At 40.8% G+C, this 17,685-nt stretch carries 16 protein-coding genes; 12 read left to right on the top strand and 4 right to left on the bottom strand.

Going from position 1 to position 17,685, the window contains the following annotated elements; genetic code table 11:
• Positions 1-10: 10 nt before the first annotated feature.
• Together uup and V7783_RS02495 are read left to right on the top strand one after the other, a co-directional pair.
• Positions 11-1,930 carry an ATP-binding cassette ATPase Uup gene (gene uup, locus V7783_RS02500; protein ID WP_335677389.1) on the top strand — a complete coding sequence of 640 codons (1,920 nt, stop codon included), beginning with the start codon at positions 11-13 and terminating at the stop codon, positions 1,928-1,930.
• Between the two features lie 11 nt (positions 1,931-1,941).
• Complete coding sequence (locus V7783_RS02495) at positions 1,942-3,684, top strand: DUF3466 family protein (protein ID WP_335677388.1); 1,743 nt, start codon at positions 1,942-1,944, stop codon at positions 3,682-3,684.
• Positions 3,685-3,768: 84 nt separating this feature from the next.
• On the opposite strand, the gene V7783_RS02490 is transcribed toward V7783_RS02495, so the two are convergent.
• Positions 3,769-4,275: a DUF2062 domain-containing protein gene (locus V7783_RS02490; RefSeq protein WP_335677387.1), complete on the bottom strand. Its 507-nt coding sequence runs from the start codon at positions 4,273-4,275 to the stop codon at positions 3,769-3,771.
• Between V7783_RS02490 and V7783_RS02485 the strand changes: the two genes are divergently transcribed.
• From V7783_RS02485 to tcdA, 7 genes are read left to right on the top strand one after another with little or no spacing between them, the layout of a single operon-like run.
• Positions 4,255-6,534, top strand: a complete 2,280-nt coding sequence (locus V7783_RS02485) for a DNA internalization-related competence protein ComEC/Rec2 (protein WP_335677386.1) — start codon at positions 4,255-4,257, stop codon at positions 6,532-6,534. The genes V7783_RS02490 and V7783_RS02485 overlap by 21 nt on opposite strands.
• Positions 6,535-6,592: 58 nt before the next feature.
• Positions 6,593-8,338, top strand: a complete 1,746-nt coding sequence (gene msbA / locus V7783_RS02480; protein ID WP_335677385.1) for a lipid A export permease/ATP-binding protein MsbA — start codon at positions 6,593-6,595, stop codon at positions 8,336-8,338.
• On the top strand, positions 8,335-9,315 hold the full coding sequence (gene lpxK / locus V7783_RS02475) for a tetraacyldisaccharide 4'-kinase (RefSeq protein WP_335677384.1): 981 nt from the start codon (positions 8,335-8,337) through the stop codon (positions 9,313-9,315). Before msbA ends, lpxK begins: the two co-directional genes overlap by 4 nt.
• Positions 9,305-9,502 (top strand): Trm112 family protein, encoded by a 198-nt coding sequence (locus tag V7783_RS02470; RefSeq protein ID WP_064666143.1) that lies wholly within the window; start codon positions 9,305-9,307, stop codon positions 9,500-9,502. The genes lpxK and V7783_RS02470 overlap by 11 nt, the downstream gene beginning before the upstream one ends.
• A complete protein-coding gene (gene kdsB, locus V7783_RS02465) occupies positions 9,490-10,263 on the top strand; it encodes a 3-deoxy-manno-octulosonate cytidylyltransferase (RefSeq protein ID WP_335677383.1) in 774 nt (257 codons plus the stop codon). The genes V7783_RS02470 and kdsB overlap by 13 nt, the downstream gene beginning before the upstream one ends.
• On the top strand, positions 10,247-10,927 hold the full coding sequence (locus V7783_RS02460; RefSeq protein WP_335677382.1) for a TIGR01621 family pseudouridine synthase: 681 nt from the start codon (positions 10,247-10,249) through the stop codon (positions 10,925-10,927). The genes kdsB and V7783_RS02460 overlap by 17 nt, the downstream gene beginning before the upstream one ends.
• Complete coding sequence (gene tcdA, locus V7783_RS02455) at positions 10,928-11,728, top strand: tRNA cyclic N6-threonylcarbamoyladenosine(37) synthase TcdA (protein WP_335677381.1); 801 nt, start codon at positions 10,928-10,930, stop codon at positions 11,726-11,728.
• Here the strand turns inward: tcdA and V7783_RS02450 are convergent.
• The 3 genes from V7783_RS02450 to V7783_RS02440 all read right to left on the bottom strand — a co-directional run bounded on the left by V7783_RS02450 (position 11,725) and on the right by V7783_RS02440 (position 14,785).
• A complete protein-coding gene (locus tag V7783_RS02450) occupies positions 11,725-12,141 on the bottom strand; it encodes a SufE family protein (protein WP_335677380.1) in 417 nt (138 codons plus the stop codon). The genes tcdA and V7783_RS02450 overlap by 4 nt on opposite strands.
• A 13-nt stretch (positions 12,142-12,154) precedes the next feature.
• Positions 12,155-13,369, bottom strand: a complete 1,215-nt coding sequence (locus V7783_RS02445; protein WP_335677379.1) for an aminotransferase class V-fold PLP-dependent enzyme — start codon at positions 13,367-13,369, stop codon at positions 12,155-12,157.
• A 129-nt stretch (positions 13,370-13,498) separates the two neighbouring features.
• Positions 13,499-14,785 carry a citrate synthase gene (locus V7783_RS02440; protein ID WP_335677378.1) on the bottom strand — a complete coding sequence of 429 codons (1,287 nt, stop codon included), beginning with the start codon at positions 14,783-14,785 and terminating at the stop codon, positions 13,499-13,501.
• Positions 14,786-15,194: 409 nt separating this feature from the next.
• On the opposite strand from V7783_RS02440, the gene sdhC reads away from it, so the two are divergent.
• The 3 genes from sdhC to sdhA are packed head-to-tail and all read left to right on the top strand — an operon-like array spanning position 15,195 to position 17,683.
• A complete protein-coding gene (gene sdhC / locus V7783_RS02435; protein ID WP_084448108.1) occupies positions 15,195-15,572 on the top strand; it encodes a succinate dehydrogenase, cytochrome b556 subunit in 378 nt (125 codons plus the stop codon).
• Positions 15,563-15,910: a succinate dehydrogenase, hydrophobic membrane anchor protein gene (gene sdhD / locus V7783_RS02430; protein WP_169017830.1), complete on the top strand. Its 348-nt coding sequence runs from the start codon at positions 15,563-15,565 to the stop codon at positions 15,908-15,910. Before sdhC ends, sdhD begins: the two co-directional genes overlap by 10 nt.
• Entirely contained in the window at positions 15,911-17,683 is a 1,773-nt protein-coding gene (sdhA, locus tag V7783_RS02425) for a succinate dehydrogenase flavoprotein subunit (protein WP_182717863.1), read from the top strand. It abuts the gene before it with no gap.
• The last annotated feature ends 2 nt before the right edge of the window (positions 17,684-17,685 follow it).

Below are 17,685 nucleotides of genomic sequence, written 5' to 3'. Positions count from 1 at the left end.
AATAGATAATATGGATTTAATTAGAATTTCTAAAGCGCAACTGGCTTATGGCACGCATCCGTTACTTGATAATGCCGACGCAGTCATTGAAACCGGCGAACGGGTGTGTGTGGTTGGCCGTAACGGTGCAGGTAAATCAACCTTATTAAAAGTACTCGATGGCCAAGTTATTTTAGATGATGGTGAAATTAATCAGTTAGGTAGCATTAAAATATCGCGCCTAGAGCAAGATCCACCAAAAGGTGCCAGCGGCTCGGTGTTCGATTATGTTGCTCAAGGTATGCCTGAGATAGCTAATTTACTCATTGATTTTCATCATGTTAGTACCCAGTTACAGACTGAATGCACAGATCAACTGCTGAATAAGTTAGAGCGTTTATCAAATCAGCTCGAAGCGGCTGATGGTTGGCGTTTTGATAGTCGTATTCAATTGGTATTAACCCAATTAGAATTAACCCCCGAAGCGAAATTAGAGTCGCTTTCCGGTGGTTGGTTACGAAAAGTAGCCCTTGCTCGTGCACTAGTCAGTGAACCTGACTTACTACTACTTGATGAACCAACCAACCACTTAGACATGGAAAGTGTCATGTGGCTTGAGCAGTTTTTAAAAGAATTTAAAGGCGGCATTGTTTTTATTTCTCATGACCGTGCATTTATTCGTGCTGTGGCTACCCGTATTTTAGATTTAGACCGCGGTAAGTTAATTTCATACCCAGGTGATTATGCTACTTATTTAGAGCAAAAAGCCCATGATTTAAAAGTTGAAGAAACACAAAATGCGTTATTTGATAAGCGTTTAGCTGAAGAAGAAGCGTGGATACGTCAAGGTGTTAAAGCACGTAGAACACGTAATGAAGGTCGTGTACGTGAACTAAAACAGTTACGTAATGAACGCAAGCAACGTGTTGACCAAGTGGGTAAAACTGACTTCAACATAGAAACTGCCGATCGTTCTGGCAAATTAGTATTTGAAGCTAAGCACTTAAATCATGCATTTAATAAAGACAAAGTGATTGCTCAGGATTTCTCAACCATCGTTATGCGTGGTGATCGCATCGGTTTAGTGGGTCCAAATGGGATTGGTAAAACAACCTTATTGAAATTACTGTTTGGTGATATTGCAGCAGATGCTGGTGTTGTTAAACAAGGCGTTAACCTTGAATTTGCTTATTTTGATCAGTACCGTCAAAAGTTAGACGAAGAAGCGACAGTGCAAGATAACGTAGCAGAAGGTAAGCAAGAAGTGATGATGAATGGTCGTTCACGTCATGTGCTGGGTTATTTGCAAGACTTTTTATTCCCGCCTGCGAGAGCGCGTACACCAGTTAAAGCATTATCAGGTGGTGAAAAGAACCGTTTACTACTTGCAAAGCTATTCCTTAAACCGTCAAATATTTTAGTGCTGGATGAGCCAACCAATGATTTGGATATTGAGACACTAGAATTGTTAGAAGATATTATTAACCAATATCAAGGCACTGTGCTGATTGTTAGCCATGACCGAGAGTTTATTGATAATACCTGTACCAGTGTCTGGGCGTTTGAAGGAAATGGTGTGATCACTGATATTGTGGGTGGTTATAGCGATTATGAAGCGTATGTTAATTATTTAGCGCAAGAGCAAAAAAAACAGCTAAGCACGCCCGCTAAAAAAGAAATTACAGTCGCCCCAACGCCAGTTGCTAAAACAGAGAATAAAGCGAATAAACTCTCTTACAAATTAAAACTTGAATTAGAACAATTACCCAGTAAGCTGGAGCAACTTGAACAAGCGCTAGAAGCGCAACAAGTTGTGGTTAATGATGCTGATTTCTTTAAACAAGATGCCAGTGTAACCAGCAAAGAATTGAACCATTTAGCACAACTTGAGTCTGACCTTGAAGCCGCTTTGGAGCGCTGGGAAGAACTTGAAGATTTAAAGAATCAGTAGTAAGGACTAAAATGAAATATAAATTACTCGCTGCTAGTATTTTAGCTACTATGAGTACATCGGCACTTAGCGCAACGTATCAGTTAACCGAGCTGAGTACATTGGATGGCGCTAAGCATAACTACGTTAAAGATGTCAGTGAAAGCGGCCATATTCTTGGTCTTGCTAACGGTATTTACAATTTACCTATTGATGTAAGTTATATCGATTTTACAGATAGCTTAATCGAACGAGCCTACGATCAGCAAGAAGACTATTTCGAGTTAATTGATAAGCAAATTACCTTTACGCTAGATGATATTGAAAACAATAATGCGGCGGCTACCAATCCTGACGCGCACAGTTTTATGCTGAGTTTTCTAACAGCACAAGCAACGAATCCTGAATATCAAAAACTGGCGAATATTGTTGGTTACAATGTTTTAAATGGTGAAGCTCACGAGCAAGTACTGTTTGACATTGCATCGGTTGATTATGATGGCTTAACACGCTCGGTTAGCAACTTTTATAATGCCGTAGCAGAAGACGGTATCGCAGTAGGTTGGGGCAGTGCGCCCTACGATAAAACAGTTTTTACCCCAGATGGTGAAACTGAAGAAGAAACCCGTTTTGTTCGTGATTTTATCTCTCGCGGTATTATTGTCTCACCTGACGGTTTATTAAGTGTGCCATTAGTCCCTGAGTTTGATGAATATGGTGGTATCAGTATCGCCAGTGATATTGTCAAAACAAACTCAGGTTATACGGTGGTAGGGCAAGTTTCCACGGGTATCCCAGCTGATCGACAAGAAAATATCGATGATAATTGCGATGGTGAAGACCAGCCCATATCTGTGTGTATTGAAGGTTTACAAAGAAGTACTTCATCGCGTTTATTTGATACCCGTGCTGTTAAGTGGAGTTTAGACAGCAACTTAAATATTACCAATACTGAGATATTAGGTCTAGGTTTAACACCCGAAGATGACGATGACTTTGCGTTTACAAGTAATGCACTTGCTGTTAATAGTAATGGTATTGTGGCCGGTGCTTCTGATATTCGTGATAACAATAGCTCTTCGTTAATTCGTACTTTACCTGTTTATTATAAAGACGGCAAAGTTGTTGAAATGCTTAACCAAGAAGATGACTGGACAGGGGGCAAAGCATTAGCGATTAATGAAAATGACGTCATTGTAGGTTATGGTATCAGAGCAATTGAAGGTGCAAACCGACTTAAGTTTTTCTATCATGACATAGCAAGCAACAGCACAGTATTCCCAACTGATTTCTTTAATAGTTCTGCTTCAATCGCCAATGATATTAATGATAATGGTTATATCGTAGGTGAAGGTGAAACCGATGTATTTAATGTTGGCTCACGTCGTCGTGAAGGCTTTTTATACCAGATTGGTGAAGATTCAATCACTAACGTTAATGACTTATTACCCTGTTACGAAGCTGACGGTGAAACGCGCTATAAATATGTCGTCTCAGAAGCAAAAGTAATCAACAACAACAATGAAATCTTTGGTGTTGCGACCAAAACAGTTGAAAAAACGGATTCTTTAGGTGGTGTAGTACGAGATATTAACGGCGAAATCGAATACGAAAGTATCGCCGTACCAGTAAAATTAACGCCTATTGATGGCGAAGTTGAGAGATGTACAGATCCTGAAACAGATACTTATGAACGTCAGTCAGCTAGTTTCCCTTGGTATACATTGTTATTATTACCGTTACTTGGCTTACGTCGCGCGTTTCGTAATAAGTAAACTAATTAATAAAATAAATAAAAAACCCTGCTTTACTCAGCAGGGTTTTTTTTGTCTATACTTTAACTAAATTAGGAACGGTTGCTATTTGTGGCGATTTAACCAGGCTTTACGTACTGAACGACGCCATAAAAAATCAACACCAAAATAGCCAATTGCGGAGGCGAGAGTCGCGCAGATCAGTGAGCCAACTAAAAATGCAGGGCCGATCGTTGTCAAACTTTCTATAAACCATTGCCAACTTGGTTCAAATGCAAAATGTTGCTCTGGCTGGCCAAGTGCAATTGTACCTACCAGATAGCAGCAATAAAAAATTGGTGGCATGGTGAGGGGATTGGTGATCCACACTACGGCGACTGAAATAGGTAGATTAACTCTTAATGGTATAGCCAGTGCTGCAGCAAGCACCATTTGAAAAGGAACAGGGATGAAAGCGAAAAATAAACCGACGGAAAAAGCTCCCCGAGCTGAACGACGATTTAAATGCCATAAATTGGCATCGTGGAGTAAACGACCAAAAATTTTTAAAGATTTATGATGTTTAACTTTATTGTGATCGGGTAAAAACCGTTGGATCGTTTTCTTAGCCATTTAAAGCAACCATTTACATCTGTTTGGTTAAGCGTTGGGTTTGTTGTTGGTTGTATTATAACCGTTTTTTATTATCAGACCCTTGTATTTACAGTTTTCGCTATATCTCTATTAATCGCGAGCGCTTATTTTAAGCCGTTTTCCATTGTAATGTTAGGTTTTATTTGTGGAATTTGCTGTGTATGGGGACATTTCTCTAGCTTCTATACAATTCCACCGGCCGTTTTGCATGAAAATCAACCACATTACAGTCACATTACCGTTGTTGAGATTATTTCTCAGCGCGATCATTATTATTTAAAAGCTCAGCTGAATAAGATAAACCAACAACCTCAATCAATTATTAAACCTCCATTGGCACTGCTGACGTTAAAAAGCGAGCAATTACTTGAGGTTGGCGACGATATTACAATTTGGCTGTATTTAACTAAATATCGCAGCCAAAAAAACTATGATGTGTTTGATAAAGAGCGTTATGCATTTAGCGAACGGATCTTTTTTAAGGGGAAACAAATTGGCAGTTATATTGAAATATCTAAAAACAGTAACGCAGACCTAATTCAATCATATCGGCTATTTATCAAAAATACTTATGAAAGTAGTGCCTTAAGTTGGTTGTACTATCCCTTGTTAACCGGTGATCGAAGTATGATGAGCTTTTCACAGAAGGAGGAATTGCAGCAATTTGGTATTAGCCACTTATTAGCAATCTCAGGCTTACATATTGGTTTAATGTTTAGTATTGGTTTTTTCATAACACGCAGTCTCATAAGTTATCTGAGCTTTATGATTAAACCAATGAGTCAGCAGTTAAATTTATCGCTTATCTATAGTATTGGCGGTTTTTTATTGGCTTTTAGTTATGTTTATTTAAGCGGTTTTATCGTTTCAGCTACACGGGCTTTACTCATGTTAGGCTGCTATTTGGTTATTTACTATTATGCTAAGCAAGCATTGCGTTGGCGCAGTATATTGTTTGCATTAGTGGTTGTTTTGTTAATTGACCCATTTAGCTTACTTAACCCTGGGCTTTATTTTTCATTTACGGCGGTGATAGTTATTTTTTGGGTATTCAGTGTTATATCTATACCCAAGGTAGGTGTGCTGTCATTCATAAAAACACTTATTGTCTTACAAATAGCGCTATTTATAGGCTTATTACCTTTATCTGTTTATTATTTTAACGGGTTCAGTGTGATTGGCTTAGTCGTTAATTTAGTGGCAATACCAATACTTGGTTTTATAATCATGCCAAGCTTAGTGTTGCTTTCAGGGTTGAGCCTAGTCGTTGATATGAGTGGCTTAATTGCTGTGTTTGATTATTTATTGCAGCACACGTATCAGAGCTTGCTCTTGATCCCCGTTGATTATCGCTGGTTGGATACCGCAAAATTTAGTATGCATTGGCTTATCAGTTGTTACTCGGCGCTTTTAATCGCGTGCTTTTTACCGTGGCGGCTAATGGCTTGTTTACCAATTATAATTGCCTTTCTCGATCAATACTTACTGCCAAAACCAGTTTGGCAACTAGATGTGTTTGACGTAGGGCACGGCACTATGGTGCTAGTCAGTAACCAAGGCAAAGGTTTTATTTATGATTTAGGCCCCGTGTATTTTAATACATATACGCGAGTTAATAGCACTTTAGTTCCTTATTTAATTAGTAATGGAGTTGATGTTGAAGTGACCTTAATAAGCCATATGGACACAGATCATGTAGGCGGACTTACTCATTGGTTGCAGCATGGTTATCAGCATACCTTTAGTTTACTTCAACCTAATGGGCCTGAGCAGGTCTGTATAGCAGGCCGTTATGATTTTTATGATTTAACGATAACGGTTAGCAAGCCCGCTGAGGGTTTAACCACAGACAACGATAAATCCTGCGTTGTGCATATTAGTGATGGTCAGTTTAGTGTTTTATTACCAGGAGATATTTCAGCAGCAAGAGAAAGTCAGTTAATTGCACAACAAAGCGTACTTAACAGTACTGTGCTGCTAAGCCCTCATCATGGCAGTAATACATCATCAAGTGAGGTGTTTATCAGCGCAGTTGCCCCTGAGCTCGTTATTCATTCAACGGCCTATAAAGGGCAGTGGCAATTACCTCACAGACAGGTTGTTGCACGCTACGCTGATCATAATGTGAAGCAATACGCAACAGCCGCACACGGTCAGGTAAAAATAGCATTTTATCCACATCAATACACAATTAACCTTGCTCGCAATGATGAAAGTTATTGGTTTCTAAAAGATTGAGTTTAGTTTTGTGTTACTGGAGGCTACAATAGCCACAGACTATGAATAAGAGAGTGTTATGGATCAAACTACATCACAAATTTATAAGCGTTTATTGACGTATGTGGGTGATTATAAGAGCGTTGCTATTTTAGCAGTGGTCGGCATGATTGGTTACTCAGCGATGGATGCTTTATTTATCCAATTAATGAAACCATTTATAGATGAGGGTTTAAATCAGCGCAACGCCGATGTGTTAAAATATGCGCCATTAATCGTCATAGCATTAGTGATAGGCCGTGGCATTTTTAATTATATGTCGTCTTATTGCTTAAGTTATGTTGGCTCACAAGTTGTGCGCGCATTACGTCAACAATTGTTTGAACATATCTTACATTTACCGGTTGCCTTTCATGATCAAAATTCAACGGGCGATTTAATTTCAAAAATTACTTTCGATACCGAACAAGTCCAACAAGCTATCACTAAAGCAATGCTAGTTGTTGTGCGTGAAGGTGCTTTTGTGGTGTTTTTATTGGCGGTAATGTTTTACACCAGCTGGAAGTTGTCATTAATTTTCCTAGTTATCATTCCATTAGTGGCAGTGATTGTTTCTGTTGTTTCAAAACGATTTCGTCATATTTCTAAAAATATTCAATCTGCGATGGGTCAAGTGACTCGCAGCTCAGAGCAAATGCTCAGTGGCCACAAAGTCATTCATGGCTTTGGCGGTCAACAGCAAGAACAAACTCAGTTTGCGAAAATCAATAATCATAACCGTCAACAGCGGATAAAAATGGATGCAACGAAAGCCCTGAGTGTATCGGTGATCCAAATATTAGCGGCCAGTGCAATGGCGGTTATTTTATGGGTGGTGGCAATGCCATCGATGATCGATACCATTAGTTCAGGTGATTTTGTGGTACTTATCTCTTCGATGATGATGTTATTACGCCCCCTTAAACAACTTGCTAATGTTAATAGTGACTTACAACGCGGTATTTCAGCAGCACAAAGTATCTTTTTAGTACTCGATGAAGAGGTGGAAAAAGATACTGGCACAGTCAGTGTTGATAAAGTACAAGGGCATATTGAAGTTAAACACGTCACATTTAGCTATCCCACTAAAGATGAGCCGGTATTAAAGGATTTATCACTGACCATTAAAGCGGGTGAGAGCATTGCTTTAGTGGGGCGTTCAGGGTCTGGAAAATCAACCATCTCTAATTTATTACCCCGTTATTATGACTTACAAGCACCGAGTGAAATATTGCTAGATGGCATCGCACTCAGTGATTATAAATTGACTGATTTACGTAAGCAATTTGCCTTGGTATCGCAACAAGTGGTGCTGTTTAACGACACCATAGCTAACAATATAGGTTATGGAATAAGTCGTGAATTAACTGAAGATGAGTTATTCAACGTTGCCAAGCAAGCACACGTTTGGGAGTTTGTTAAAGATTTACCCGATGGTTTAGATACCATGGTTGGTGAAAATGGGGTGATGTTATCTGGCGGGCAACGTCAGCGTATAGCGATTGCACGGGCAATCTTAAAAGATGCGCCAATTTTGATTTTAGATGAAGCAACATCGGCATTGGACACTGAGTCTGAAAAACTGATACAGCAAGCGCTTGAAAATTTGATGAAGAATAAAACGTCGATTGTCATTGCTCACCGTTTATCGACGATTGAAAACAGTGACCGAATTTACGTTATTGATAATGGTCAAGTGATTGAAAGCGGCGACCATCAATCTTTAATCGAAAAAGACGGCACCTATTCCGCTTTGTGTAAAATGCAGTTTGGTGAGCAAGGGTGAGTAAAATAGAGCAAAGTTGGTATCAAGGAACGAGCTTGATCACCATATTGTTACTGCCTTTGAGTTTACTTTTCTGGCTGCTCAGCATGTTACGCCGTGAGGCGTTTAAACTTGGGTTATGTAAAGCGTACATAAGTCCAGTGCCTGTGATTGTGGTTGGCAATATTAGTGTTGGCGGCAATGGTAAAACACCTTTTGTGATTTGGCTGGTTAGCCACTTACAACAGCGTAATTTAAAGGTTGGGGTGATCAGCCGTGGTTATGGTGGTAACAGTGATAATTACCCGCTGATCGTGACTGCTAGCACCAGCGCGGCTAAGGCTGGTGATGAACCGGTGTTAATACAGCGTAGACTAGGGTGTCCTGTAGTGGTAGGTCCAAACCGAGAAGCTAATATTAAGCAGTTACTTGCCGAGCACCAACTTGATGTAATTGTCTCAGATGATGGTATGCAACATTATAAAATGGCCAGAGCTATTGAGTGCTGCATCGTCGATAGTCAACGTCGTTTTGGTAATGGTTTTATTATGCCTGCAGGGCCACTTAGAGAAACCCAATCGCGTTTAAAGTCAGTTGATTTAGTGATTGAAAATGGCGGGGATAACCCATTTAACTATCAATTAAATAGTGGTGAACTATTGACCGTTGCTAATGCAACAGCAGCACAAACCCCCTTACTTGAAGGTCATGCTGTGAGTGCAATAGGCAACCCACAACGCTTTGAGGATAGTTTACGTGAGCAGGGGATATCTCTATTAAGTTGTCATCATTATCGTGATCACTATGCATACAGCGCAGCTGATTTTACGCAATTTAATGATGAAATAGTGTTTATGACAGAAAAAGATGCGGTAAAATGTCAACCATTTGCAAAGCCAACGTGGTATTTTCTACCTGTTAATGCAGAGCCTTCTGCAGCGGTGGTTACTAAACTAAATTTATTACTAAAAGAAAAAGGGATCCTCGATGGCCTTTGATACAAAGTTACTTGAAATAATTGCCTGCCCAGTATGTAAAGGCAAATTACGTTTAGACAAAGAAAACAATGAATTGATCAGCACAGCAGCAAAGCTTGCGTATCCAATTCGTGATGATATTCCTGTATTGCTTGAAAATGAAGCGCGTGAGTTATCACAACAAGAGATTGAAACGTGGAATTCGTAGTTGTTATTCCCGCGCGTTACGCGTCTAGTCGGTTACCGGGTAAGCCTTTAGCGGATATTTGTGGCAAGCCAATGATCCAACACGTGTACGAAAAAGCCATGGCAGCAGGTGCGAGCAAAGTAGTTATTGCAACCGATCACCAAAAAGTTTTCGACGCAGTTAGTTTATTTACAAAAGATGTATTAATGACCAGTGAAGATCATCAATCGGGCACTGAACGCCTTGCCCAAGTGATGGATTTACTCGCATTGGCTGACGATACAATTGTTGTTAATGTACAAGGTGATGAACCATTGCTTGCCTGTGAAAATGTAGCGCAAGTTGCTGCATTGCTTGCAGACTCGTCTGCGCCGATGGCGACTTTAAGTGTTGCCATTGATGACATCGCAGAAGTACTCAACCCTAATGCTGTCAAAGTGGTCAGTGATATTAATAAAAATGCCTTGTATTTTTCCCGTGCCAGCATCCCTTTTGATCGTACTAACATGATGGACGCTGCAAATAATCATCAGCTCAATTGCGCAAACTATCAACGTCATGTTGGAATTTACGCGTATAGAGCTGGGTTTATCAAACAATACATTAAGCTGACACCTTCGCCTCTTGAGCAATTAGAATCATTAGAGCAATTACGCGTGCTTTACCACGGTCACCAGATAAAAATTGAGCAAGCGCAAATAGCGCCTCATGCAGGAGTGGATACGCCTGAAGATTTAGCGCGTGTGATAAGCTATTTACAAAGTAATGCTGCGAGTGAATAAACCTAATTTAATGATCCATGCGCAGCATGCAGACTTTTATGTTATAGAAAAACCAGCGGGCCTTAACTTTCACAGCGAAGGTGGCCCCGGTTTTGTGGTACTTGCTGAGCAACAGCTAAATGAAAAGCTTTATGCGGTTCATCGTTTAGATAAAGTGACATCAGGTTTGATTATCTTAGCGCGCAGCAGTGCCTCAGCGGCTGAGTTTACCCGCTTATTTACTGCGCATGAAATTGATAAATTTTATCTCGCATTATCAGATAACAAACCGAAGAAAAAACAAGGTTGGGTGAAAGGTGATATGGCTAAATCTCGCCGTAGTAGCTTCAAGCTGTTAAAAAGTATTGATAACCCGGCAATTACTCGTTTTTATTCGCTCAGTGTTGCGGCTAATTTACGTGCTTTTATTTTAAAGCCGTATTCAGGGAAAACTCATCAATTACGGGTTGCTTTAAAAAGTTTAGCGGCGCCTATTTTAGGTGATTCACTGTATGGTGGAACTTCTGCAGAGCGTACCTATTTGCATGCTTATGCACTTAGTTTTAGTTGGCAAAATCAGCAGTACCAGTATGTGTGTAAACCTGAATGTACATCACTGTTTGGACAATTAACTGAACACGAAAATTTTCACACCTGGCAACAGCCATGGCAATTGGATTGGTAAATGACAGACTCGGTAACCGATATTCGTTTTGGCGGGATAAAACGCTTATATGGACAACAACAATTTGCATGGCTGCAAAGTGCACATTTTTGTGTCATTGGCATTGGCGGTGTGGGCTCTTGGGCCGCTGAAGCACTAGCACGAACGGGGGTTGGTAAACTCACGCTTATTGATCTTGATGATATTTGTGCAACTAACGTAAACCGCCAAATACATGCCTTAACAGGTACTGTGGGTGAAGCAAAAGTAGAGGCAATGAAAACCCGCTGCGAGCTAATTAATCCTAAGTGCGAAATTGAAATCATTGATGATTTTATTACTTTGGATAATATTCGCGAGCATATCCAAGGTTTTGATTACGTGATTGATTGTATCGATGCAGTAAAAGAAAAAGCGGCTCTCATCGCTCATTGTAAGCGCAATAAAATACCGGTGATCACCACCGGTGGCGCTGGTGGGCAAACCGATCCGAGCCAAATTACTTTTGGCGATGTGGCAAAATCTACCCAAGATCCGTTACTTGCTAAAGTGCGCTATATTCTTCGTAAGCAGTACAATTTTAGTAGCAATCCCAAACGTAAGTTTAATATAGATTGTGTCTACTCAACTGAGCAATTAGTTTACCCTGGTACTGATGGCAGTGTCTGTCATGCCAAGCAAAATGCTGATGGCTCAATGAATATGGATTGCAATAATGGTTTTGGCTCTGTGACTATGATCACGGGCAGTTTTGGCTTTTTTGTAGCCGCTAAAGCGGTACGAAAATACCTAGACAAAAAACAACGTTTAGCAAAGGCTTAAAGCGATTTATCAGCAGCCATGGTTTGAATTCGCTCGACCATGGCCTTGATACCATTACCGCGAGAAGGACTTAAATGCTGTATTAGCCCCAATCGTTCAAATTCAGCAAAGGCATTGGTGTGGATCACTTGCTCTGGGGTTAAGCCATTATACAAGGCTAACACAATGGCCAGTAAGCCTTTTACTATCCGAGTATCAGAGTCGCCAACAATGACGAGAGTATTCTCTTCTAGATCAAAATCTAAATACATCCACACCTTACTTTCGCAGCCCGGCACGAGGGCATCATCTGTTTTTAAGACTTCAGGCATAGGGGGTAATTGCTTGCCTAACAGCATTATTTCGCGGTATTTTTGTTGCCATGGCGGCGCATTTTCTAAGGTTAGCGCAATCTCTTTAAACGTTTTAATCATGTCTTATCCGAATTTAGTCTAATAACGCGATGCATTCTTGCAGCGCAGCGATGAATAAATCAACGTCTTGATGGTTATTATAAAATGCAAAACTGGCTCGAACAGTGCCATTAATACCTAAATGTTGCATCAGGGGTTGAGCACAATGATGACCACTGCGCACAGCAATGCCATATCCGTCCAATAAAGTGGCAATATCGTAAGGATGTTCGTCTTTGTAAGTAAAACTTAGCGTGCCAATATTGTTGTTTAGGTCGCTATAGAGGGTGATCCCATCGATGGATTGCAGTTTTTCTGCGGCATAATTAAAAATAGCTTGTTCATGAGCATATACATTAGTCGTATCTAACGCTTTCAAATATTTAATGGCGTGGGCAAAAGCAATCACCGCAGCAATATTTGGCGTACCAGATTCAAATTTTGCCGGTGCTTGGCGAAAAGTTGTTTCTGTTAATGTGACTGATTCGATCATTTCTCCACCGGTTTGATACACACTAAGATTATTTAATTGCTCATAACGTCCATATAAACCGCCGAGACCCGTTGGACCGAGCATTTTATGTGCTGAAAAAACATAAAAATCGCAATCCAGTTGTTGCAAATCAGGTTGTAGATGCAGGGCTGCCTGAGCGCCATCAACTAGAGTGATGGTATTTTGTTGTTTTGCTGCGTGTAAAATAGCTTCAAGTGGAGTGATATTACCCAGTGCGTTTGATGCGTGCGTTATTGCCAGCACATTAGGTTTGTGTTGCTTAATGAATTCAATACATTGGCGAGTGTTAAAACGGCCATTTGGTTGCACAGGCAAAGCCAGCAGTGTTGCCCCTGTACGTTTTGCAAGTTGTTGCCAAGGTACGATATTGGCGTGATGTTCTAAGGCAGAAATCACAATGGTAGAGTCTGAATTGAGTTGCTCAGTTAGGCCGTTCGCAACGAGATTTATCGCCTCTGTAGCCCCTTTGGTCCAAACTAACTCATTGATTGCAATATTAAAGAAATCAGCGGTAGTCGCTCTTGCCTGTTCATAAGCGTGAGTGGCTTGTTCGCTTAAGGTATGGCGGCCGCGATGCACATTGGCATTAGTGCGAGCATAAAATTGCTCAGTAGCCGTTATTACTGCTAATGGCTTTTGTGTGGTTGCTGCAGAATCAAGGTAGACCAGAGGTTGCTCGTTGATAAGTTGCGCCAGAGCAGGGAAGTCCGCACGGATTTTTTCTACATCAAACATAACGTTTCAACATCTAACATAACAAGCCAAATTTAAAAGTGAGCGAGAATTGTAATCACTTTATGATTTTTCTCAAGGGCTGCACACAAAAAAGGCCGCAAATGCGGCCTTTTTAGCATTAAATAATGCTTAACGCTTGTCAGTTGCTACGTAATCACGGTGAGTGTGACCAGTATAAAGCTGACGTGGACGGCTGATCTTATGACCAGGTTGAGAAAGCATCTCATCCCAGTGAGTGATCCAACCTACAGTACGCGCCATTGCGAAGATCACAGTGAACATGCTAGTAGGGATACCGATTGCTTTTAAGATAATACCAGAGTAGAAATCTACGTTAGGGTAAAGTTTCTTCTCAACAAAGTATGGGTCTTCAAGGGCGATTTGTTCAAGCTTCATTGCAATATCAAGCAATGGATCTTGAATGTTAAGCTCAGCTAACACTTCGTGACACGTTTGACGCATCACTGTTGCGCGTGGGTCAAAGTTTTTGTAAACACGGTGACCAAAGCCCATAAGACGGAACGGGTCCGCTTTATCTTTTGCTTTAGCAACGTATTCATCAATACGGTCAACTGAACCAATTTCTTCTAGCATGTTAAGGCATGCTTCGTTAGCGCCGCCGTGAGCAGGGCCCCAAAGTGATGCAATACCCGCTGCAATACATGCATATGGGTTAGCGCCTGAAGAACCAGCAAGACGTACAGTAGACGTTGATGCATTTTGTTCGTGGTCAGCATGAAGCATAAAGATTTTATCCATTGCTTTAGCTGTAACCGGGTTCACTTTGTATTCTTCAGCTGGAACAGAGAACATCATGTGCAGGAAGTTTTCTGCGTAGCTTAAATCATTACGTGGGTAAACGAACGGTTGACCTACGTTATATTTATACGCCATAGCTGCGATAGTTGGTAACTTAGCAACTAATTTAATGGCACTGGTTTTACGCTGTGTTGCATCGGTAATATCAAGGTCTTCATGATAGAAAGACGATAACGCACCTACTACACCACATAGCATTGCCATTGGGTGAGCATCAAAACGGAAGCCTTGAAAAAAGTTTGCAATCTTTTCATCTAGCATAGTGCTATGTGTGATTTCTGATGCAAAATCAGTGTATTGCTCTTTAGTTGGTAACTCACCATTTAGTAGTAAATAGCATAGCTCAACGTAATCTGAGTCTTCTGCTAACTGCTCTATCGGGTAACCGCGATGCAGTAGGATACCTTTACCACCATCAATGTAAGTTATTGAAGATTCACAAGAACCAGTCGACATAAAACCTGGATCATAGGTAAAGTGGCCGTGAGCACCTAACGTACGTACGTCAATAACATCTTGACCGGCAGTGCCTTGGTAAATTGGAAGTTCGATTGGATCTAGACCATCAATATGGACCGTGGCTTTCTTATCCGCCATCTATTTATCTCCTATTAAGATAACAACTCTGATTGTTATGTTCTGAATCTGTTTAAGCACATTCTTTTCATTTTAACGTGAAAGAGGGGGTTAAAGTCAATTTTTATAAACATTATGCACAAATGTATAATAAATATTCTGACAGGATTAAATATTATACCATTGGCTAATTCGCAAACGTCTCTAACTAAACAAGAATTGTAAAAAGACCTTTGGCTATATATACTATCGAAGGTTTTATACCGTATTGTCTGTAGGTAAATGTAATTTTTGCAGCTAATTTTTGCATAAATGTGAACTTTGTTGCTAAAAAGAGCTTTGCTTAGATAGTTCCATCAGAAAAATCGTTTTTGATGGGTTAAGAAAAACAAGTAGATGAGCTCCTAGTGGGCAAGATGGGCAAGTAACTGTGAAAAAGCAAAGACCTGTAAATCTAGATCTAACAACTATATCTATGCCGGCAGCGGCTAAAGCATCAATTTTTCACCGCGTCACCGGTGTTGCATTATTTTTTGCTTTAACGTTTGTCATTTGGGCTTGGTCAGAGTCTCTTTCTTCAGCTGAAGGTTTTGAATTCGTCAAGGGTCTGTTTAGCGGATTCATTGCCAAATTTATAGCTTGGGGCACCATTTCTGTATTGGCGTATCACCTTATTGGTGGTATCCGTCATATCATTATGGATATGGGACATTGGGAAGAACTTGAATCAGGTAACCTTAGCGCTAAAATTGCAATGGCACTTGGCGTTGTGGCTTCTGTATTAGCAGGGGTGTGGATATGGTTTTAAATCAAGCAACTCTAAAACGTGACGGCATACAAGATTATGTCTCGTTACGTACCACGGCACTAGTAATTACCGCGTATGCGATTTTTATTATTGGCTACTTCTTATGTACACCAGAAGTCACTTTCGAAGCATGGCAAGGCCTGTTTTCAAACCTAGCAATGAAAGGGTTCACACTAATTACCCTTGTTTGCATTATGGTTCATACCCGTATTGGCCTTTGGCAAGTACTGACTGACTACGTTAAATGCGCAAAATTGCGTGCTGTTTTAGGTTTTGTTTTGAACCTAATGGCCGCTGCATACGTAGCAATTGGTCTAATCGTTCTATGGGGTGTTTAAGTGAAATATTCTGTTCGTGAATTTGATGCCGTCGTGATTGGCGCAGGTGGTGCGGGTATGCGCGCGGCACTTGCAATCACTGAATCAGGTAAAACCTGTGCACTTATCTCTAAAGTTTTCCCAACGCGTTCACACACTGTGTCTGCACAAGGTGGTATTACGGTTGCGCTGGGTAACTCACATGAAGATAACTGGGAATGGCACATGTACGATACCGTTAAAGGTTCCGATTTCATCGGTGACCAAGACGCTATCGAATATATGTGTAAAACTGGCCCAGAAGCAATTACTGAATTAGAAAACATGGGTCTACCGTTTTCTCGTTTTGAAAATGGCCGTGTTTACCAACGTCCTTTCGGTGGTCAATCGAAAAACTTTGGTGGCGAGCAAGCAGCACGTACCGCTGCTGCGGCTGACCGTACAGGTCATGCGTTATTGCACCTTCTTTATCAACAAAACGTTAAAAACAAAACCAATGTATTCTCTGAGTGGTATGCATTAGATTTAGTTAAAAACGATGATGGTAATGTAGTTGGTTGTACTGCTATTGATATTGAAACAGGCGAAGTTGTTTATTTCAAATCAAAAGCTGTGGTACTAGCAACAGGTGGTGCGGGTCGTATCTTCGCTTCAACCACTAATGCTCACATTAACACCGGTGACGGTGTTGGTATGGCGACACGTGCTGGCATTTCTATGCAAGACATGGAAATGTGGCAGTTTCACCCAACCGGTATTGCTGGTGCGGGTACACTGGTAACGGAAGGTTGTCGTGGTGAAGGTGGTTATCTTTTAAATAAAGATGGCGAACGCTTCATGGAACGTTATGCACCGAATGCGAAAGACTTAGCGTCACGCGATGTTGTTGCCCGTTCAATGATGACAGAAATTCGTGAAGGTCGTGGTTGTGATGGTCCTTGGGGTCCACACATTAAGCTTAAACTTGATCACTTAGGTGAAGAAACGCTTAACCTACGTCTTCCAGGTGTATGTGATCTTGCTAAAACATTTGCTCACGTTGACCCTGCAAAAGAGCCAATTCCAGTAATCCCTACTTGTCACTATATGATGGGTGGTGTTCCTACTAACGTAAATGGTCAAGCGCTACAAATCGATGCTAACGGCAACGAAAAAGTAGTTGAAGGTTTATTTGCTGTTGGTGAAATTGCCTGTGTATCTGTACACGGTGCAAACCGCCTAGGTGGTAACTCATTACTTGATTTAGTTGTATTTGGGCGTGCTGCAGGTAACTTCCTTGGCACTTACTTAAATGACGTTGAAGTATCAAAAGATGCCTCAGAATCAGATTTAGACGCTGCACTCGCTCGTTTCAATCGTTGGGAGAACTCAACAGTTGGTCAAGGCGAAGATCCAGTACAAATCAAGAAAGACCTACAGCAGTGTATGCAACTTAACTTCTCGGTATTCCGTGAAGGTGAGTCAATGGCAGCCGGTCTAAAAGAGCTTAAAGAAATTCGTGAACGTCTGCAGCATGCGCGTCTTGATGATAAATCATCAGACTTCAACACTGCACGTATCGAATGTCTAGAGTTAGATAACATGATGGAAACAGCATACTCAACAGCAGTTGCTGCAAACTTCCGTACAGAAAGCCGTGGTGCACACTCTCGCTTTGACTTCCCAGATCGTGATGACGAAAACTGGTTATGTCACTCAGTATTCAATCCGGTAACGGATGAAATGAGCAAGCGTGATGTAAACTATGCGCCGAAACTGCGCGAAGCATTTCCACCTAAAGCACGTACCTACTAGGA

The organism is Pseudoalteromonas sp. (assembly GCF_036960685.1).
Taxonomy (GTDB): Bacteria; Pseudomonadota; Gammaproteobacteria; order Enterobacterales; family Alteromonadaceae; genus Pseudoalteromonas.
The sequence above is the reverse complement of the archived record's forward strand: the minus strand, read 5'-3'. Positions and strand labels throughout refer to the sequence as shown.